The following is a 20073-nucleotide window of genomic DNA, read 5'->3' on the forward strand; positions in this document are numbered from 1 at the left end:
CTGTCGGATGGATTCCCGCGCACGGGAACGATGATGGCGGTCAGGCCCGCGCGCCTAGCAAGGCCCCGCCAAAGCCGATGAACATCACCCCCGTACCGCGATTGAACAGCCGCTGCCGGTTCACAGGCGCCAGCCAGCGCTTCAGCTTCATGCCGCCCAGCGCATAGACGCTGTACCAGAAGCTTTCGATCACCACGAAGCTGACCACCAGGATGGCGAGCTGCACGCTGAAGGGCCTTGCGGTATCGATGAACTGCGGAAACAGCGCGGCGGCAAAGATGATCAGCTTGGGGTTGCTGAGACCCGTCAGCAGCCCGGTCCCATAAAGCGCCCCAGCCGACTTCGCTCCAGCCCGCGTCGCGCCCACCTCGCCAGCGTCGCCTACCGGCGCTCGCCAGGCCTTGACGCCCAGCCAGATCAGATAGGCCACGCCCGCATAGCGCAGCACGTCGAACAGTCGGGGCGATGCCTTGAGCAATGCTCCCAGCCCCAGCGCCGACGCGATCAGGCAGAGCAGCACGGCACTCATCAGGCCCGCCATCGTCATCATCGCCCGTCGCGGCCCGTGGTGAATGCTCTGGGTCATCACATGCAGCATGTTCGGTCCCGGCGTGGCCGAGATCAGGAAAACCGCCGTGACATACAACCACCACACATGCAGCGACATGGGACGCTCCCTTCAAGGGTGACAGAAACGAAAAGGGGCGCCGAAGGCATCTGCCCCGGCGCCCCTTTTTGGACGATCTTGCGACCGATCCGGCTCAGGCCGCGGGCAGCGCAGCCTTCGCCTGGGCGATGATGGCGCTGAACGCCTCGCCCTCGTGCATCGCGATGTCGGCCAGAACCTTGCGGTCCAGTTCCACGCCGGCCAGCTTCAGGCCATGCATGAACTGCGAATAGGTCAGGCCTTCGGCGCGGACGCCGGCGTTGATGCGCTGGATCCACAGGCCACGGAAGGTCCGCTTCTTGACCTTGCGGTCGCGATAGGCGTACTGGCCGGCCTTTTCGACGGCCTGGCGGGCGATGCGGATCGTGTTCTTGCGACGGCCATAATAGCCCTTCGCCTGATCCAGAATCCTCTTATGCTTCGCCTTGGTGGTCGTACCACGTTTTACGCGTGCCATGTGCCTCTACTCCTTACTTCAGGCCGTAGGGCGCCCAGAGGCGCACATGTGCCACGTCGGCGTCGGACATGACCGAAGTGCCGCGGTTCTGGCGGATATATTTCGCATTGTGGCTGATCAGGCGGTGACGCTTGCCAGCGACGCCGTGCTTGACCTTGCCGGAAGCGGTGAACTTGAAGCGCTTCTTCACACCGCTCTTGGTCTTGAGCTTGGGCATTTTCGTCTCCTTTTCAAAGCGCGACGATTACGAACAGCCACGGCAGCCCTAGTTAGCCGGGCGGTCCTTCCGAATATCGCGAAGGGCGGCCCATAGTCGGAAGCATTGCCGAACGCAAGCGATTCGGACCCAAAAAGGCGGATCGGCGTTCAACCGCCATGGCCGACGCCGATCCCCTCCGGCCGGACATGCCGGCAAGCGGTGCGCCGCATCCCCGTGGCACGCGCCACTATGTCCGGCGCGCGCGCGAGGGCTGGCGAAGGCTCCCCCTGCCGGCGCGCATCCTGCTCTGGATCATCGGCATATTCTTCGCGCTCTGGCTGATCCTCTTCATCACAAAGGGCCGCTTCCTCAAACATCCCTTCGAACGGATCGTCAGCAGCCGCCTGGAGCGCCCGGTTCGCGTCGGCGGCGACTTCCAGCTTTATTTCGACCCCGTCACCATCAAGTTCCGCGCCCGGCAAATGGTCATCGCCAATACGCGCTGGGCCAGCCGGCCCGCCTTTTTCCGCGCCGACCTGATCGACAGCCGCATCGCGCCGCTCAGCTTGCTGTTCGGGGACAGGTACAGACTGCGCTGGCTGGAACTGCGCAACGCCGCCGTCGATCTCGAATGGTCGCGCGACGGCAGGAACAACACATGGACCTTCGGTGACCCCCTCAGGAAGGGTGAGCCGCTCAACCTGCCGCTGATCCGTCGCGCCGCGCTGACCGGGACGACGCTGCGCTATCGCGATCCCCGCATGCAGCTTGCCGCCGATCTGGGCTTCGAGACGGTGAAAGCGCAAGACACCCGCTTCGCCAGCGATGTGCGCTTTTCTGGTGCCGGCACGATGCGGGGCCGCCCCTTCACATTGCGCGGCGGCCTGCTCTCGCCCGATGAAATGGTGACGGGCGGCAGGAACCAGCTTGCCCTTCATGCCCAGGCGGGCGCGACCGTGCTGGAGGTCAGCGGCACGCTACCCGGCGCGACGGAGATAGAGGGCGCGGACCTGCGCCTGATCACCCACGGACCCAATCTTGCCCGGCTGTTCGATTTCCTGGGCGTGGCCATCCCCGAAACCCGCGCCTATCGGTTCACCTCCGCCCTGACCAAGGTGGAGGGCGAGTGGCGCTTCACCCATCTCAAGGGCCGCTTCGGCGACAGCGATCTGGCGGGACGCATGACCGTGTCGCAGCCGGATGATCGCCTGCTGCTGAAGGCCGCCCTTGCCACCCGCAGCCTTGATATCGTCGATGTCGGTCCCTTCATCGGCTATGATCCCGAGCGGTTGGCGAAGCAGGGCAAGGCCGGCGCGATCCAGACCGTGGACGGAGCGCCGCGCGTTCTTCCCGATGCGCCGCTGCGGGTGGAGGCGCTCCGCAATTTCGATGCCCGGCTGCGCTATGACATAGGCCGCATCCGCGCCGACAATGTGCCCGTGTCCAATATCGGCCTCACCCTCTCGCTCGACCGCAGCCTGCTCACCCTGTCGCCGCTGACCTTCGACATGTCGGGCGGCCATGTCAGTTCCGACATCAGCATCAACGCCCGGACACAGCCGGTTCGCACCAGTTACGACATCCGCCTGTCGCCCACGCCGATGGGCAAGCTGCTCGCCCGCTGGGGCGTCGAGGAATCGGGCACCACCGGCACGATCAAGGCGCGCGTCCAGATGACCGGCCTCGGCAACACGCTGCACGATTCGCTCAGCGCCTCCAACGGCCGCATCGCGGTCATCCTGCCGGCCGGTTCGATGTGGGCGCGCAACGTCCAGCTGTCGGAACTCGACATCGGCACCTTCATCACCAAGATGTTCCAGAAGAAACTGAAGGATCCGGTGGAGATCAACTGCGGGCTGATCGCCTTCACCGTGCGCGACGGCGTGGCGGCCGCCGACCCGATCATCATCGACACGCGAAAGAATGTGATGCTGGGCCGGGGCGGCTTTTCCTTCCGCAATGAGAGCCTGGACCTCGCCTTCCGCGCGGACGGCAAGAAGTTCAGCCTGTTTTCCGGCCAGTCACCCATCGGCATCAACGGGACGTTCGCCCGACCCGGCATCGACGTGATCAGCCCCGAGCTGGTGGCGCGCGGCGGAGCAGCCGCCGCCCTGGGCATCGCCGCGACCCCGCTCGCCTCCGTCCTTGCCTTTGTCGATGTCGGGGACGCAAAGAGCGCCGCCTGCGGCCCGGTGCTCGCCGGCGCGACTGCGGCGGCCCAGCGCACCAAAGGCGGCAAGCCCCGCGACGATGTCGGCCACGGCACCACGGCCAAGGATGAGGCGGGCAAGGGAAGCGTCCGGGAAAACAGGCGTCAGGAAAAGAAGTTTCTCGGCATCTTCTGATCATCCGCCGCGGTCCGGGAGGGGGGCACCGCGCCTCCTTGACGGACGCAGCGGTCTATCGTCGCGGGCGGCAGCACGTCGTTCAGCCGCTGGCGCACGACATTGGCCCAGATGCGATATCCGGCCGGATTCATATGCACGCCGTCCGCCTGATAATTATCGCCCAGCTTGCCGTCCTTCAACAGCGACAGGGGCCGGCGGCGCCATCCCTGACCCCATCGCCGCTGCCGGCCTGACCCGTCAGATCTTGCCATATTTGGCTTCGAAGCCTGCAACATCCCCGGCGGCGAGATATTTTGCCTGGTCGATCCACTGGTCGCGCACCGGACGGCCCTTGAAGCTGCCCAGCCTGGCGTCGATCGCGGCGATGTCGGCATCGTTCCAGCCCGCGATCTGGGCATAGCGCGTGACCCCCAGTTCGATCAGCAGCGTGTTGAGCTTGGGGCCGACCCCCTTCAGCTTCAGCAGGTCGTCGGCATCGCCGGACGGCGCGGCAGCCGCCGGTGAATCGGGGGCAGGAACCGGCGCCAAAGGTTCGACCGGCGCGGGCGCGGGCGAGGGGGCGGCCGGAGCGGCCATCGCCGGTTCGGGCGCGCTCGTCTCGACCGGCACGGAAACCGGCGGAGCGGCAACAGGCGCCGCCACCGCCACCGGCTTCGACTCGGCGGGAATGGAAGGCTCACTGGGACGGTTGCGCCCGGACAGCAGGAAAACGATGCCGATGATGACCAGCAGCGCGATCAGCAGCCACAGGCCATAGTCCATGAAGAATTCTTGCATCGCTTGTCCCTCCCTGTCTGAATTTGCCTTATTTAAGGACGGTTGAGCGCACGCCGCAAGGGGATCAGCGCTGCGCTTCCTCCCGCGCCACTTCGCGCCACCCGATGTCCCGGCGGCAGAAGCCGGTCGGGAAGGAGATGGCGTCGACCGCGCTGTAGGCGGCCTGCTGCGCCGCCTTCACCGTCGGGCCGGTCGCCGTGACGTTGAGCACGCGGCCGCCATTGGCGACGATCATGCCGTCCCGCTCTGTCGTCCCGGCGTGGAAAACCCGCGCGCCGCCGGCCTCCGCCGCATCGATGCCGGTGATCGCGCCGCCCTTGTCGGGCGTGCCGGGGTAACCGTTCGCGGCCATGACGATGGTGAGCGCGGCGCGGTCCGCCAGTTGCACCGGTCCCTGGTCCGCCAGCCTTCCTTCCGCCACGGCAAGCAGCAGCGCAACCAGATCGCCGTCGAACCGCATCATCAGCACCTGGCATTCGGGATCGCCGAAGCGGGCATTATATTCGATCAGCTTCGGCCCTTCGGCCGTCAGCATCAACCCGGCATAGAGCACGCCGCTATAGGGCGTTCCTTCGGCGGCCAGCGTGTCGACCGTGGGACGGATGATCGTCGCGATCACTTGCGCTTCCAGTTCGGGCGTCAGCACGCGGGCCGGGCTGTAGGCGCCCATGCCGCCGGTATTGGGGCCGGTGTCGCCGTCGCCCACCCGCTTGTGATCCTGTGCCGATCCGAAGGGCAATATGGCGCTGCCGTCGGTCAGGGCGAAGAAGCTGGCTTCCTCCCCCGTCATGAATTCCTCCAGCACCACTTCCTCACCCGCCGCGCCGAATGCGCCGGAAAACATGGTGTCGAGCGCCTCCAGCGCCTCCTCGCGGGTTTCCGCGATGATCACGCCCTTGCCCGCCGCCAGCCCGTCCGCCTTGATCACCACGGGCAGCGCGAAGTCGTCCAGCGCGGCGATGGCGCCGTCCTTGCTCTTGACGCGTTCATAGGCGGCGGTCGGGATGCCTGCGCGCTTGCACAGATCCTTGGTGAAGCCCTTGGACCCCTCAAGCTGCGCTGCCCTCTTGCCGGGGCCGAAGACCGGGTAGCCCTTGACCCGCAGATTGTCGGCAAGTCCGTCGACCAGCGGCGCTTCCGGGCCGATCACCACCAGGCCGATGCTGTGGCGCAGGCAGAAATCGACCACGGCGCGATGATCCGCGGCATCAAGGTCGACCAATGTCGCGTGCTGGGCTATGCCGGGATTGCCCGGCGCGGCATAAAGGGTGTCGAGCGCCGGCGATTGCGCCAGCTTCCACGCCAGAGCATGTTCGCGGCCGCCGCCGCCCAACAGAAGGATGTTCATTTCGCCCATGTCCCCGGAATATGAAGCTGGTTTCGATGTGTCGGGGCGCCTGTTAGCCGAGGAACGCTCGGGGGACAACGCGCCGCCGCTCAGCGTGAGCGAATTGTCGGGCCTGTTGAAGCGCACGGTCGAGGACCGTTTCGGCCATGTCCGCGTTCGCGGGGAGATTTCCGGCTTCAAGCGGGCTGGATCGGGGCACATCTATCTTTGCCTGAAGGACGACAATGCCGTGATCGACGGCGTGATGTGGAAGGGCGGGGCGGCACGCCTGCCCTTCGCGCCGCAGGATGGTGCGGAGGTGATAGCGACGGGCAAGCTCACCACCTATCCCGGCCGCTCCAAATATCAGATCGTGATCGAGCGGATGGAACTGGCTGGCGAAGGCGCGCTGATGGCGCTGCTGGAAAAGCTCAGGCAGAAGCTGGCGGCGGAAGGGCTGTTCGACCGGGAACGCAAGCGCCGCTTGCCGTTCATGCCCCGCGTGATCGGCGTGGTGACGTCCCCCACGGGTGCGGTGATCCGCGACATCCTGCATCGGCTGGAGGATCGATGCCCGACGCAGGTGCTGCTCTGGCCGGTGCTGGTCCAGGGGCAGGGCGCCGCCGATCAGGTGGCGCGCGCGGTGCGCGGCTTCAGCGAGATGCAGCCCGGCGGCATGGTGCCCCGGCCCGATCTGGTGATCGTGGCGCGCGGCGGCGGTTCGATCGAGGATCTGTGGAGCTTCAATGAGGAGATCGTCGTCCGCGCCGTCGCGGAATGCTCCATCCCCATCATCTCCGCCGTGGGGCATGAAACGGACACGACGCTCTGCGACTATGCCGCCGACATGCGCGCTCCCACGCCGACCGCCGCCGCCGAAATGGCCGTGCCCGTGCGGGCCGAATTGCTGGCGATGCTGACCGAACAGGGGCTTCGCATGGACCGGGCCGTGCGGCGCGGCGCGGCGCAGGCGCGAGAACGGCTGGAAATGCAGGCGCGGCTGATGCCCACGCCCGACATGCTGCTCAGCCCCCAGCGGCAGAGGCTGGACCAGTTGTCCGATGGCCTTGGCGGCGCGCTGCGGCACCGCGTGGCCGACGCGCGCGCGCATCTCGGCCAGGCGGGCGGCGCGCTGCGGCCTGCGCTGCTCCGCCAATATGTCAGCCGCGCTGCCGAGCGTGTCGACCGGTTGCGGCTGCGCCCGGATTATCTGGAGCGCGTCTATCAGGACCGGGCGACCGCCTTCGACCGGGTGTCGCGGCTCTTCACCTCGGTCGATCCCGATCTGCCGCTGCAACGCGGATTTGCGCGGGTGATGGCGGGCGACCGGCTGGTGAAATCCGTGGCGCAGGCCCAGGCGGAAGGCGTCGTCAGCCTGCACTTCCGCGATGGCGCGGTGGGCGCGAGCATCCAGGGTGGCACCCCCCTTGAGAAGCCGTCCGCGGAAGCTATATCGAGTCCGTCCCGCACCCCGCGCAAACCGCGCGAGGGCAAGGAAATCGGGCAGCAGGACCTGTTTTCCTGACGATGCCGCCGTACGAGAAAGGCCGAGTGATCCCATGCTGATGTCCAACCGCGACCGCCCGGCCCGGCTGCACTATATGGCCTACAGCTTTCGCGTCCTGCAGGCGGGCGACCATGTGGTCTGCGCCGTCAGCGGACGGAAGATCCCGCTGGACGACCTGCGTTACTGGAGCATATCGCGGCAGGAACCTTATGCCAGCGCCGAACTGTCCGCCCAGGCCGAACTGAAGGCGCGCGGATCCTAGATGAAGCGCTGGATCGTCGCGGCGGCACTGGCGGTGGCCGGCATGACGGTCGCGACGTCCGCTGCTCCCGCCGGTCCGGAACTGGTTCTGAACGGCGCCCCCATGCAGGGCGGCGCGTTGCTGGGCACGGCGCCCAGGGGCACCGTCGAACTGCGTTTCGATGACCAGCTGGTGCCGGTCGATGCCGATGGCCGCTTCCTGATCGCCTTCGATCGCGATGCCGCGCCGCAGGCCGGGCTGAGGGCGCGTCTTGCCGACGGAACCATGGTCGAGCGCACCCTGGCCGTCGCATCGCGGGATTGGCGGATCGAACAGGTCGATGCGCCGCTGCGCCCCACCAGGAACACGCAGGCCTTCCTCGCCCTGCGAAAGCCGGAGCTGGAGCAGATCGCCGCCGCTCGCCAGGAAATGACCGACGCGCAGGGCTGGCGCCAGCGGTTCATCTGGCCACGCCTTGGCCGTATCTCCGGCCTGTTCGGCGCACAGCGTATTTATCAGGGACAGCCGGGCGCCTATCATGGCGGCGTCGACATTGCGGGCGCCCCGGGCGAGCCGGTGGTGGCCCCGGCCGATGGAGTGGCGACGCTGGCGGCCGATCACCCTTTCACGCTGGAGGGCAATCTGCTGATGATCGACCATGGCCATGGATTGAACAGCGCCTTCCTGCACCTCTCGCGGATCGATGTGATTCCCGGCCAGCATGTGGTCCAGGGACAGCGCATCGGCGCGATCGGCGCCACCGGCAGGGCGACCGGACCCCATCTGCATTGGGCCATGAAGTGGAATGACGCCCGGATCGACCCGCTTCTGCTCGCCGGTCCAATGCCGCCGCAGTGAAGCAATATTTCACGGAACTATAATTTTATTCGTTCGTTTGCCGGAGCCGGAAATGTAAAATTTTGCCCGAAAACTCGGACCTGTAACAATGTTGTTAAACAGCCGTTCAATGTGAGTTTTTCGGGTTTGTGGCATAATTGCTACAGTTCAGATCAAATGCGATTTTTGACCTTCTCCCCTGCTTTACACTCATAAAACGTCTGCGCAGAGTAATCCGCAGCACGCGTGAAGAGGGTTTTGCTGTCGGGCTCTTCGCCCTCTTCACGCGTCCAAAACAGTACGCGGGCCAATCCGCGGGCCTCCAGAGCAAGGGACTGGATAGTGAAGACCAACTCGAATAACGCGTGGCTGCGCGGAAGCGCGGCGCTGCAGGCGCTTGCATTGGCAGGCGCTGGTTTTGCCGCTTTCGCCACACCCGCCTTCGCCCAGGAAGCGGCGCAGGGCGCAGCGCCTGAAGATAACGGCGACGTGATCGTCGTTACCGGCTCCATCATCCGCCGCACCGACGCCGAAACCCCGTCGCCGATCACCACCGTCTCGGTCGAAAATCTCGACAAGCGCGGCATCAGCACGGTTCAGGAAGGTCTGCAGCGCATAGCCGCCAATAACGGCCCGGCGCTGACCAACAGCTTTTCGGCCAACGGCGCATTTGCGGCCGGCGCTTCCGCCGTGTCACTGCGCGGCCTGTCGACCAACTCGACGCTGGTCCTGTTCGACGGCATGCGCGCTGCCTATTACCCGCTGTCGGATGACGGTACGCGCAACTTCGTCGACCTCAACACCATCCCCGACGATATCGTCGACCATGTCGAAGTGCTGCGCGACGGCGCCTCGTCCAGCTATGGCGCGGACGCGATCGCGGGCGTGGTCAACGTCATCACCAAGAAGAATTTCAAGGGCGTTGCCGGCCGCGTGGAAAGCGGCATCTCCAGCCGCGGCGACGGGCAGCAATATCGCCTGTCGCTGACCGCCGGCACCGGCGATCTGGAGGACAATGGCTATAACGCCTATGTCAGCGGCTTCTATTATAATAGCAAGCAGCTGAAGAACAGCCAGCGCGGCTATCCCTATAACAGCGACGACTATCGCGGTGTTTGCCATGACGGCAATTGCGGCCCCAACAACGTCGTCGATGGCCTGGACGGTGAAGGTAATTATCCGGGTTTCAGTCCGGTCGTCACCAACACCGGCAGCAACTTCTTCGTCCGACCCGCGAATTCGCTGACCGGCACTCAAAGCGGCAACTATCAGCTTCTAAATCCCGCTGGTTGTAATGCCCGCAGCACCTCCTATTCCCTGACGCCTGCCGAACTGGCGGACAATCTCGCAGCGGGTGCGCCGTCGACCGTCTGTCAGGAAGACCTGACCAAGAATTACGGCGTCATCAATCCGGATATTCAACGCTACGGTTTCTCGGCCCGCTTCACCGCCCGGGTCGGCGATTCGAGCGAAGCCTATGCCCAGTTCAACTTCCTGCAGACTGATGTCAGCTATGACGGCCTGCCCACGACCATTCGTGCGAATGCGCCGGCACCCTTCTATTTCCCGCGCTACAGCAGCTCGGGCAATGTGGCTTATTATGGCGGCAACACCATCCTGCAACTGCCGGTCTATGTCTGCCCGCGCGGCACGACCGTGGCCTGCACCGCCGCCAACGGCACGTTGAACCCCAACAACCCTTTCGCGGCATCGGGTCAGAACGCCGCGATCATCGGTCGCATTTCCAATTCGATCGAGCATGACGAATCGCGCACCCGCGCCTATCGCGGTGCGATCGGCATCAAGGGACCGATCAACGACAAGTGGAACTATCAGGTCGACGCGACCGCGATGCACATGGACCTGCGCCGCAAGTCGGACGGCTATGTCTATATCCAGCATCTGTTGGACGTGATCGCCGACGGCAGCTACAACTTCGTCAATCCGAACGCCAACAGCCAGGCAACCCTGGATTATCTGATGCCGACGGCGATCGCGACGTCGACCTCCGACATGGTGCAGGCGCAGGCGAATGTCAGCGGCGACCTGCTCGATCTGCCCGGTGGTCCGCTGCAGCTCGGCTTCGGCGTGTCGTTCCGCTACGAAGCGGTCGATTCGCCCTCGATCAATTCGGATATCAACGGTGGTACGGAGCGCTATTATCGCCTGAACGGCTTTGCCGTGAAGGGCAATCGCCGCGTCTATTCGGCCTATGCCGAATTGAACGCGCCGATCATCGACCAGGTCGAAATCAACGCGTCGGGCCGTTATGACCGCTATTCCGGCGGTATCGACAATTTCTCGCCGAAGATCGGCGTGAAGGTGAAGCCGATCAGGCAGGTGCTGTTGCGCGGTACCTATTCGAAGGGCTTCCGCATCCCCAGCTTCGGTGAGGCGAATGCGACCTTCCCGACGACCGGTTATGTGGGCAATGGCGCGACGCTGTTCAACGACACCTATCTGGCTCAATATGGCTGTACGGTCGCGACCTTCAGCAGCTGTCCGCAATATATCCGCAGCGGCACCTATGGTGCGACGTCGCTGGCCAATCCCAATCTGAAGCCGGAAAAGTCGCGCAGCTTCACCGCCGGCATCCTGGTCGAGCCGATGCGGGGCCTGTCCTTCACCGTCGACTATTACAACATCAAGAAGACGGGCGCGATCACCACGGCGGACAATACGCCTGCACTGCAGGCCTATTATGCCGGTCTGCCGATCCCGGCGGGCTTCAACGTGATCGAGGACGTGCCCATCGCCCCGGGCGATCCGCGTCAGCCGCGCGTGGCCTTCGTCCAGTCCGGCTTCATCAACGCCGACACGATCAAGTCGGAAGGCCTGGACTTCGGCGCCAATCTCGACCTGCCGATCAGCGACGGCATCCGCTGGAACAGCTCGCTGGAGGCCAGCTACATCATCCGTCTGGAAACCAAGTTCCCCGACGGTTCGGTGCAGCGCTATGATGGCACGCTGGGCAACTTCAACCTGACCGCCGGTTCGGGCACGCCCAAGTGGCGCGGCACCTGGACCAACACGTTGGACTTCGGCAAATTCGCGCTCAGCGGCACCACCAACTTCTTCGGCGGGTACGACCTGTCGGCGATGGACCAGGGTGACGGCTACAAGGATTGCGGCCAGAATCCGGACCGCTTCGTGCCCTGCCGCGTGAAGAACTACATCACCTTCGACCTCAATGCGCAGGTCAAGGTGACGGATCAGTTCACCTTCTATGCCAACATGCTGAATGTGTTCGACAAGATGCCTCCGATCGATCCGGTCACCTATGGCGCCCATGCCTATAACCCGGTCCAGGGTGGCGAGGGTATCCTTGGTCGCTACTTCCGCGTCGGCGCGAAGTTCAACTACTGATCTTCACGGGTCCGAAAGGGTATAAGGAAAGGGCGCTTCCATCAGGAAGCGCCCTTTCTGTTTGTCTCATCCGGTCCTGATTGAAACGCTCAACCAATCCCCAGCCTCAACCCCCCGTCGCCTTCATCGACCTTCACAGTCGCCCCGTCAGGCACCTCGCCGCGCAGGATCAGGTCGGCCAGCGGGTCCTGCAAATAGCGCTGCACCGCCCGCTTCAGCGGCCTTGCGCCATAGACCGGGTCATAGCCGACCCGCCCCAGCCACGCCCGCGCGCCGTCGGTCAGGTCCAGCGTCACCTTGCGGTCCTTCAGCAGCTTGCCGATCCGCGCCACCTGGATGTCGACGATCGGCGCCATATGGCTCGCGCCCAGGCGGTGGAACAGGATCACCTCGTCCAGCCGGTTCAGGAATTCCGGCCGGAAATGGGCGCGGACGATGTCCATCACCTGATCCTCGACCTTCTCCACCGGCTCGTCATCGGCCAGCGAAGCGATGAACTGGCTGCCCAGGTTCGACGTCAGCACGATGATCGTGTTGGTGAAGTCCACCGTGCGGCCCTGCCCATCGGTCAGGCGGCCGTCGTCCAGCACCTGCAGCAGCACGTTGAACACGTCGCCATGCGCCTTCTCCACCTCGTCGAACAGCACGACCTGATAGGGGCGGCGGCGGACGGCTTCGGTCAGCACGCCGCCTTCCTCATAGCCGACATAGCCCGGAGGCGCACCGATCAGCCGGGCGACCGAATGCTTCTCCATGAACTCGCTCATGTCGATGCGCACCATCGCGCTGTCGTCGTCGAACAGGAAGCCGGCAAGCGCCTTGGTCAACTCGGTCTTGCCGACGCCCGTCGGCCCCAGGAACAGGAACGACCCCAGCGGCCGGTTCGGGTCCTGCAATCCGGCCCGGGATCGGCGCACGGCGGTCGCCACGGCCTTCACCGCATCGGCCTGCCCGATGACGCGCTTGCCCAGTTCCGCTTCCATGGCGAGCAGCTTCTCCCGCTCGCCCTCCAGCATGCGGTCGACGGGGATGCCGGTCCAGCGGCTGACGACAGAGGCGATGTCCTCGCTCGTCACCTCCTCGCGCAGCATCGCGCCCTGGGTGACGTTCTGGGCCTCCTCCAGCTTGCGTTCCAGGTCGGGGATGCGGCCGTAAGCCAGTTCCCCCGCCTTCGCCAGATCACCGGCCCGCTGCGCCTGGTCCAGCTCGACGCGAGCGGCGTCCAACTGTTCCTTCAGCTTGCTCTCGCCCGCGATCTTGTCCTTCTCCGCCTGCCAGCGCTGGGTCAGTTCGGCCGACTGCTGCTCCAGATTGGCCAGGTCTTCCTCCAGCGCCGCCAGACGGTCCTGCGACGCCTTGTCCGTCTCCTTCTTCAGCGCCTCCCGCTCGATCTTGAGCTGGATGATCCGCCGGTCGAGCGTCTCGATCTCCTCCGGCTTGGATTCCACCTCCATGCGCAGGCGGCTGGCGGCCTCGTCCATCAGGTCGATGGCCTTGTCCGGCAGGAAACGGTCGGTGATGTAACGATTGCCGAGCGTCGCCGCCGACACGATCGCGCCGTCGGTGATCCGCACGCCATGGTGCAGCTCATATTTCTCCTTGAGGCCGCGCAGGATGGAGATGGTGTCCTCCACCGTCGGCTCGCCCACGAAGACGGGCTGGAAGCGCCGCTGGAGCGCGGGGTCCTTCTCGACATATTTGCGATATTCGTCGAGCGTCGTCGCGCCGATGCAATGGAGTTCGCCGCGCGCAAGGGCAGGCTTCAGCAGATTGCCCGCATCCATCGCCCCCTCGGACTTGCCCGCGCCGATCAGCGTGTGCATCTCGTCGATGAACAGGACGATCTGGCCCTCCGCGCCCTTCACCTCGTCGAGAACGCCCTTCAGCCGTTCCTCGAACTCGCCGCGATACTTGGCGCCCGCGATCAGGCTGCCCATGTCGAGCGCCATCAGCGTGCGGTCCTTCAGCGTATCGGGCACGTCGCCATTGGCGATGCGCAGCGCCAGCCCTTCGGCGATGGCGGTCTTGCCGACGCCGGGATCGCCGATCAGGACGGGATTGTTCTTGGTGCGGCGAGCCAGGATCTGGATCGTCCGCCGGATTTCCTCGTCGCGGCCGATCACGGGGTCGAGCTTGCCCTCGCGCGCCGCCTCGGTCAGGTCGCGGGCGAATTTCTTGAGCGCGTCATAGCGATCCTCCGCCCCCGCCGTGTCGGCGGTCCGTCCGCCGCGCAGATTGTTGATCGCGGCGTTCAGGCCTTCCGCCTTCACGCCCGCCGCGCTCAGCGCCTTGCCCGCCGCCGTGGTGGTGGCCAGGGTGAGGGCCAGCAACAGCCGCTCGACCGTGACGAAGCTGTCGCCCGCCTTGGCCGCGACCTGTTCCGCGCTGTCCAGCACGCGCACGGCGTCGTTGTCGAGGCCGGGTGTCTGCTGCGCCCCGCTGCCGGAAACGGCAGGAACCTTGGCCAGCGCCGCATCGGTTTCGCGCAACGCCACGCCCGCATCGCCGCCCGCCGCCTTGATCAGGCCGGACGCCATGCCCTGCTGGTCCTCCAGCAATGCCTTCAGCAAATGCTCCGGGCTGATGCGCTGATGGCTCATCCGGATCGCGACGGTCTGCGCCGACTGGAGAAAGCCCTTGGCGCGGTCAGTGAATTTTTCGAGGTTCATACTATCCCCTTCGTGAAGCTGCTCACGATGTAATGTTGCATAAAAGCAACACAAGAGGCGCTACGCAAATATCCTTATGCGCTATCAATTCACCGGATCGTTCATGGTTTCGTCGCCTTGGGCGCATCCGGCGCAAATGCATCTCCAAAGAAATCCCCCTTGTACCAGCGCGGCGCCTGCGGCTCGTCCGCGATCTCCCGCGCAATGGCATAGTTCACCCTGGCGAACTTCGCGGCCGCATCCCAGTTGAAGGGCAGGCTCATCTGATCGGAAAGCTGGTGATAGTCGGTCTTGAGGAAATGTTCGAACGCCTCCCTTCCCGGACCCGCAAAGCCGGTCATCAGGAACAGCGCCGGCACCCCTTCCTGGACGAAGCGATAATGGTCGGACCGGGTGAACAGCCCTTCGGCCGGCAATGGATCGGGCGAAAGCGAGATGCCCTGCGCCCTGGCCGCCTTCTCTGCGATTGGCCCAAGGGTCGAATGATCGGCGCCAAAGGCGATCACGTCATGGAAATCATAGGTCAGGATCGGCATGTCGAGATTGACCACCCCGACCAGCCTGCCGCCTGCCGGCAGGACAGGGTTCTTCGCCAGATATTGCGACCCCAGCAGCCCGTCTTCCTCCGCGGTGACGGCCGCGAACAGGATGGACCGCCTGGGTCGCTCCCCACTCTCCGCGAACGCCCTTGCCACGGCAAGCAGGGTGGCGATGCCCGACGCATTGTCCATCGCGCCGTTATAGACCTTGTCCGGTCCCTTGCCGTTCTCCTCCATCCCCAGATGATCGAGATGCGCCATCAGCAGCACATATTCATGCGAAAGCGCCGGGTCGGCGCCGGGCAGAACCGCCAGCACATTGCGGCTGGGTGCCGTTTCGACGATGCTGGTGCGGTCGATCCGGACCGTGGGTCGCAGCGCGAATCCCCTGGGCCGGGCACCCTTCCTTTCCGCCTGCGCGCGGATCGCGGCGAGGCTCTTGCCCGACCCTGCGAGCAGTGCGTCGGCGGCTGCGCCGGTCACCGTCGCGGTGCCCCGGATGGCAGGCGTGCGGACATAGGGCTGGCCGTCCCTGGCGATCCAGCTTACCGAAGGGTGCTGCGCCCGGTCGCGTATCTTTTCCCACGGCGTGCGGCCCAGATAGCTGGCGGTGGGTATGGTGATAAGGCCGACGGCGCCTGCCTGCTGCGCGGCCAGGGACTTTTCGGCGGCGAGATGCGCGCCGATCTCGCTCGGCATGCCGGCCGGGGCGCCGGACAGCGCAACCGCGAACTTGCCCTTGAGGTCGAGGCCAGCATAATCGTTGATCTTCTCGCGATCGGATTGCAGGCCATAGCCGACGAACACGGCCTGCGCCTCCATGCTCTGCCGCGGTTCGCGTCCAAATGCGCCGATGGCGATATCCTCGCCATTGGCGAAGCGCCTGTTGCCGATGCTGATCGAGGGCGCGGACACCTTGTCTAGCCGTGCCACGGCGAGCGTCACGGGCTGATACCAGCTATCGGGAATGACCTGCCGCAGGCCCAATGCCTCGAACCGGGCGGCGACATAACGGGCGGCGATGTCATAACCGCGCGTGCCCGCGTCGCGCCCCTCCAGCAGGTCGTCCGCCAGGAAACCGATATCGGCGCGAATGGCGTCCGCACCGATGGCAGGCGCGGTTTCAGCGGAGGAGGGGTAGGGCGTGGCGAGGACAAGGCCGAGGGCGGACACGAAGGCGAGGGAATGACGGCGCATCGGGTGCGAAGACCTCTTCTTATGGTTGGAGGCAAAGCCTATCGCGCCCATCCCGCCTGTCCAGCGGAAAGCGTATTGCGCGGCTAAAGCGCCCCGCTATGCTGCCGGCCAATCCACTGACCATCATGAGGCGCTCATGACCTTCTCCCCCTTTTCCCGCCGGATAATGTTGATGATCGGCCTGTCCTTGCTCGCGCTTGTTCCCACGATGCCGGCGGCGGCCGCTCCGGTGGCGCCGTCGGCCAGCGCGCCCGCGCCGCTCTCCAGCCTGGTGGCGGCGGTGAACATTCCCTATGAGCAGTTCACGTTGAAGAACGGGCTCCGCGTCATCGTCCACACCGACCGCAAGGCGCCCGTGGTCGGCGTATCGATCTGGTATCATGTGGGATCGCGCTTCGAACCGGCAGGCAAGACGGGCTTCGCCCATCTGTTCGAACATCTGATGTTCTATGGCTCGGAAAATGCCGACGGACCCTTTTTCGGACGGCTGGAGGATATCGGCGCGACCGACTGGAACGGCACGACCTGGTTCGACCGCACCAATTATTTCGAGACGGTGCCGACCGGGGCGCTCGACCGGGCGCTGTTCCTCGAATCCGACCGCATGGGCCATTTGCTCGGCGCCGTGACGCAGGCCAAGCTCGATACCCAGCGGGGCGTCGTGCAGAATGAAAAGCGGATGGGCGAGAATGAGCCCTATGGGCTGGTCGAATATGCGCAGCTCGCCGCCATGCTGCCGGAAGGGCACCCCTATCGCCATTCGACCATCGGTTCGATGGCGGACCTGAACGCCGCCAGCCTCGGCGACGTGCAGGCATGGTTCAAGACCCATTATGGCCCGAACAACGCCGTGCTGGTGCTGGCGGGCGACATCGACGTGCCCACGGCTAGGGCGAAGGTCGAAAAATGGTTCGGCAACATCCTCGCCGGCCCCGCGCCCAAGGATGTGGATGCGACCGTGCCCACGCTCGACAAGGATGTCGAGAAGGTGATGCATGACAATGTCGCCGCCACCCGGCTCTACCGCAACTGGATCGTGCCTGGGGTGAATTCGGACGACCTGGTCCCGCTGAACCTTGCAATGGCGGTGTTCGGCGGCCTCAATTCCTCCCGCCTCGACAATATACTGGTGCGTGACGAGAAGGTCGCGGTGGGCGTGAAGGCGAACATCCAGCCCTTCGAGAAGCTCTCCATCGCGGAGATCACCGTGGACGTGAAGCCGGGACAGAACCCGGTGGCGGTCGGCAAGCGGCTCGACCAGCTTCTGGCCGACTATCTTGCCAAGGGTCCGACGGCGGACGAGGTGCAGCGCGCCGCGACGCAGCAGCTTTCGGGCACCATCGGCGGGCTGGAAAAGGTCGGCGGCTTCAGCGGCAAGGCGGTGACCCTGGCCGAAGGCGCCGTCTATTCGAACGATCCGGGCAAATATAAGAAGGATCTGGCCGCCTATGCCGCGGCGACGCCCCAGTCGGTCAGCGATGCCGCGCGCAAATGGCTGGGAAGGCCGGTCTTCCGGCTGACCGTGGCGCCGGGCGAGCGGTCGGCGGAGGACAATGCGCTGGCCGGCAACGCCACCCATCATCCGGCCTATTTCCGCGATCCCAAGAAGCCCGCGCCGGTCGCGGCGACCCCGCCCCTGCCGACCAGGATCGCGGAGCCGGGGATCGAGCCGGTCAAGGACCTGGAGTTTCCGGCGGTCGAACATGCGACCTTGAAGAACGGCATCCCGGTGGTGTTCGCGCGCCGGGCGACGGTGCCGGTGGTGCGGGTGTCCGTGTCCTTCGACGCGGGCAACGCCGCCGACGACAAGGCGAAACTGGGCACGGCGGGCCTCACCACGGCGCTGTTGGACGAGGGCACGACAACGCGCAGTTCGATCCAGATCGCCGAGGAGCAGGAACGGCTGGGCGCGTCGATCAGCGCCGGCAACGGCATGGATGCGACCAATGTCGGCCTCTATGCGCTGAAGCCGAATCTGGACGCCTCGCTCGGCCTGCTGGCGGACGTGATCCGCAACCCGGCCTTCGCGCCGGCGGAGGTCGAACGCCTGCGCGGCCAGGTGCTGACCCGGATCGCGGCGGAAAAGACCGAACCCATGCCGATCGCGCAGCGCCTGCTGCCGCCCTTGCTCTATGGACAGGCGCACCCCTATGGCATTCCCTTCACCGGCTCCGGCACGGAAAGCGGGGTGAAGGCGGTGACGCGGCCCGATCTGGTCGCCTTCCATGACAAATGGCTTCGGCCGGACAATGCGACGATCTTCGTGACGGGCGACACGACGCTGGCCGACGTGATGCCGCTGCTGGAAAAGCGCTTCGGCGACTGGAAGGCACCCAGGGTTGCAAAGGGGACGAAGCTGTTCCGCATGGACCGCATGATGCGGCCTTCGCGGATCATCCTGGTCGACAAGCCGCAAAGCCCCCAGTCGATGATCCTTGCCGGGCAGCTGACCAACAAGGCGGGCACCGACAATCCGGTGACGCTGCTGACCGCCAATGAAGTGCTGGGCGGCAGCTCGACATCCCGCCTGATCATGGACCTGCGCGAGACCAAGGGCTGGGCCTATTATGCGGGCAGCGCACTGCCGGGCGTCAAGGAGACGATCCCGCTGCTGGTCTATGCCCCGGTGCAGACCGACAAGACCGGCGAGTCCATCGTCGCCGCGCGGAAGGACATCGGCGATTTCCTGACCGCCAAGGGAACGACCGAGGCGGAACGCAACCAGACGATCAACAGCCAGATCCTGTCCTTGCCGGGCAGTTTCGAAACCTCGTCCGATCTGCTGGGGGCGATGATGCGGAACCGGATGATCGGGCGGCCGGATGATTATTATGAGACGCTTCCGGGCGTCTACCGCGCCATGACGGCGGCGGACATGGACAAGGCAGCACGGGAGGCGATCAATCCCGACCGGCTGATCTGGGTCGTGGTGGGCGACGCGAAACTGGTGAAGCCACAGCTTGACGCGGTCGGACTTCCGGTCGAAATGGGCACATTGGCAGATTGACGATTACGTAAAGGAGAAGTGCTATGGCAGCAGTGGACGGCGCCTATGATTGCGTGGCGAAGACGCCGATGGGCGACCAGAACGGCGTGCTGACCGTCATCAGCTCGGGCGACGGCTTTCACGGGACCTTCGCCGGCATGATGGGCTCGCTCGACGTGGCAGAAGGCAAGGTCGAGGGCAACAAGCTGAGCTGGAAGATGAACATGACGCTGCCCATGCCGATGACGCTGGAATGCGAGGCGGAAGTGAGCGGCGACAGCATCACCGGCACCATGCAGCTTGGCGCCTTCGGCACGGCGGGCTTTTCGGGTACGCGTCGGGCCTGAAGGATCGGCAGGCTGAGGTTGGAAGGCTGGGAAAGGGCTGGGCGCGCGACTTCCCAGCCCCATTTTCTTGGCCCGAAAATACTCCCGATTGCGCCGGGGCGGAACGGAAACCCTTGACGCAAGAGATTAGTTAGCTATCTAAATAAAATGTCCCGATCGGAGTTGAAGCGCGCGCTGGCGCATAAAATGCCGCAGGTGGCCCGGCAATGGCGGCAATTGGCCGATCTGGCGCTGGCCGAATTCGGCGTTTCCAACAGCGCGGCCTGGTGCCTCATCTATCTCGACCGGCTCGGCGCCGATGCGCGGCAGGCCGATCTCGCCGAGGAACTGGGGATCACCCAGCCTTCGCTGGTGCGGACCCTGGACCAGTTGCAGGCGGCGGGACTTGTCGAGCGCGTGCCGAATCCCGATGATCGCCGTTCCAACCGAATCGCCTTCACGCCGGAAGGCCGGGAACTGATCGGCCGGATAGAGGCGCGGCTGGAGGATTTGCGGCGCGAATTGCTGGAGGGTGTGCCGGACGCCGCCATCGAGATCATCGTCAACCTGCTGAACCTGCTGGAGCGGCGCATGGCCGAGCGGCGGGGTCAGTCGTAACGGGGACGACCC

The 20073-nt window shown here is 65.1% G+C and carries 16 protein-coding genes; 8 read left to right on the forward strand and 8 right to left on the reverse strand.

Annotation, left to right across the window (positions count from 1 at the left end):
- Positions 1 to 40: 40 nt before the first annotated feature.
- The 3 genes from MRBLMA1_RS15660 to rpmI all read right to left on the reverse strand — a co-directional run bounded on the left by MRBLMA1_RS15660 (position 41) and on the right by rpmI (position 1341).
- Positions 41 to 667, reverse strand: a complete 627-nt coding sequence (locus tag MRBLMA1_RS15660; RefSeq protein WP_363737915.1) for a LysE family translocator — start codon at positions 665 to 667, stop codon at positions 41 to 43.
- A gap of 94 nt (positions 668 to 761) precedes the next feature.
- Positions 762 to 1124 carry a 50S ribosomal protein L20 gene (gene rplT / locus MRBLMA1_RS15665; protein WP_007689504.1) on the reverse strand — a complete coding sequence of 121 codons (363 nt, stop codon included), beginning with the start codon at positions 1122 to 1124 and terminating at the stop codon, positions 762 to 764.
- A 13-nt stretch (positions 1125 to 1137) separates the two neighbouring features.
- Positions 1138 to 1341 carry a 50S ribosomal protein L35 gene (gene rpmI / locus MRBLMA1_RS15670; RefSeq protein WP_007689506.1) on the reverse strand — a complete coding sequence of 68 codons (204 nt, stop codon included), beginning with the start codon at positions 1339 to 1341 and terminating at the stop codon, positions 1138 to 1140.
- 158 nt (positions 1342 to 1499) lie between these two features.
- On the opposite strand from rpmI, the gene MRBLMA1_RS15675 reads away from it, so the two are divergent.
- The gene (locus MRBLMA1_RS15675) at positions 1500 to 3668 is read left to right on the forward strand and encodes an AsmA family protein (RefSeq protein WP_363737917.1); all 2169 of its coding nucleotides are present in this window, start codon (positions 1500 to 1502) and stop codon (positions 3666 to 3668) included.
- Here MRBLMA1_RS15675 and MRBLMA1_RS15680 read toward each other — a convergent pair.
- The 3 genes from MRBLMA1_RS15680 to purD form a co-directional block, all read right to left on the reverse strand.
- The gene (locus MRBLMA1_RS15680) at positions 3638 to 3922 is read right to left on the reverse strand and encodes a hypothetical protein (protein WP_363737919.1); all 285 of its coding nucleotides are present in this window, start codon (positions 3920 to 3922) and stop codon (positions 3638 to 3640) included. The genes MRBLMA1_RS15675 and MRBLMA1_RS15680 overlap by 31 nt on opposite strands.
- Entirely contained in the window at positions 3909 to 4448 is a 540-nt protein-coding gene (locus MRBLMA1_RS15685) for a hypothetical protein (RefSeq protein WP_363737921.1), read from the reverse strand. The genes MRBLMA1_RS15680 and MRBLMA1_RS15685 overlap by 14 nt, the downstream gene beginning before the upstream one ends.
- A 64-nt stretch (positions 4449 to 4512) precedes the next feature.
- On the reverse strand, positions 4513 to 5796 hold the full coding sequence (gene purD / locus MRBLMA1_RS15690) for a phosphoribosylamine--glycine ligase (RefSeq protein WP_363737923.1): 1284 nt from the start codon (positions 5794 to 5796) through the stop codon (positions 4513 to 4515).
- A 7-nt stretch (positions 5797 to 5803) separates the two neighbouring features.
- Here purD and xseA point away from each other — a divergent pair, with 7 nt between their 5' ends.
- The 4 genes from xseA to MRBLMA1_RS15710 all read left to right on the forward strand — a co-directional run bounded on the left by xseA (position 5804) and on the right by MRBLMA1_RS15710 (position 11726).
- Positions 5804 to 7300 (forward strand): exodeoxyribonuclease VII large subunit, encoded by a 1497-nt coding sequence (gene xseA / locus MRBLMA1_RS15695; protein WP_363737924.1) that lies wholly within the window; start codon positions 5804 to 5806, stop codon positions 7298 to 7300.
- Between the two features lie 34 nt (positions 7301 to 7334).
- Positions 7335 to 7544: a DUF2093 domain-containing protein gene (locus tag MRBLMA1_RS15700; RefSeq protein WP_363737926.1), complete on the forward strand. Its 210-nt coding sequence runs from the start codon at positions 7335 to 7337 to the stop codon at positions 7542 to 7544.
- On the forward strand, positions 7545 to 8381 hold the full coding sequence (locus MRBLMA1_RS15705) for a M23 family metallopeptidase (protein WP_363737928.1): 837 nt from the start codon (positions 7545 to 7547) through the stop codon (positions 8379 to 8381).
- Between the two features lie 321 nt (positions 8382 to 8702).
- Positions 8703 to 11726: a TonB-dependent receptor plug domain-containing protein gene (locus MRBLMA1_RS15710; RefSeq protein WP_363737929.1), complete on the forward strand. Its 3024-nt coding sequence runs from the start codon at positions 8703 to 8705 to the stop codon at positions 11724 to 11726.
- Positions 11727 to 11815: 89 nt separating this feature from the next.
- Here MRBLMA1_RS15710 and clpB read toward each other — a convergent pair whose 3' ends face one another.
- Positions 11816 to 14395, reverse strand: a complete 2580-nt coding sequence (gene clpB, locus MRBLMA1_RS15715; RefSeq protein WP_363737930.1) for an ATP-dependent chaperone ClpB — start codon at positions 14393 to 14395, stop codon at positions 11816 to 11818.
- Positions 14396 to 14496: 101 nt separating this feature from the next.
- Entirely contained in the window at positions 14497 to 16131 is a 1635-nt protein-coding gene (locus tag MRBLMA1_RS15720; protein WP_363737932.1) for a M28 family metallopeptidase, read from the reverse strand.
- A gap of 136 nt (positions 16132 to 16267) precedes the next feature.
- Between MRBLMA1_RS15720 and MRBLMA1_RS15725 the strand changes: the two genes are divergently transcribed.
- From MRBLMA1_RS15725 to MRBLMA1_RS15735, 3 genes are all read left to right on the forward strand, one after another.
- On the forward strand, positions 16268 to 19138 hold the full coding sequence (locus MRBLMA1_RS15725; RefSeq protein WP_363737934.1) for a M16 family metallopeptidase: 2871 nt from the start codon (positions 16268 to 16270) through the stop codon (positions 19136 to 19138).
- Positions 19139 to 19161: 23 nt separating this feature from the next.
- Complete coding sequence (locus MRBLMA1_RS15730) at positions 19162 to 19464, forward strand: hypothetical protein (protein ID WP_133653240.1); 303 nt, start codon at positions 19162 to 19164, stop codon at positions 19462 to 19464.
- A 147-nt stretch (positions 19465 to 19611) separates the two neighbouring features.
- Positions 19612 to 20061, forward strand: coding sequence for a MarR family winged helix-turn-helix transcriptional regulator (locus MRBLMA1_RS15735; protein ID WP_363737936.1), 450 nt, complete (start codon positions 19612 to 19614; stop codon positions 20059 to 20061).
- The last annotated feature ends 12 nt before the right edge of the window (positions 20062 to 20073 follow it).

The organism is Sphingobium sp. LMA1-1-1.1, assembly GCF_040676365.1.
Classification (GTDB): domain Bacteria; phylum Pseudomonadota; class Alphaproteobacteria; order Sphingomonadales; family Sphingomonadaceae; genus Sphingobium.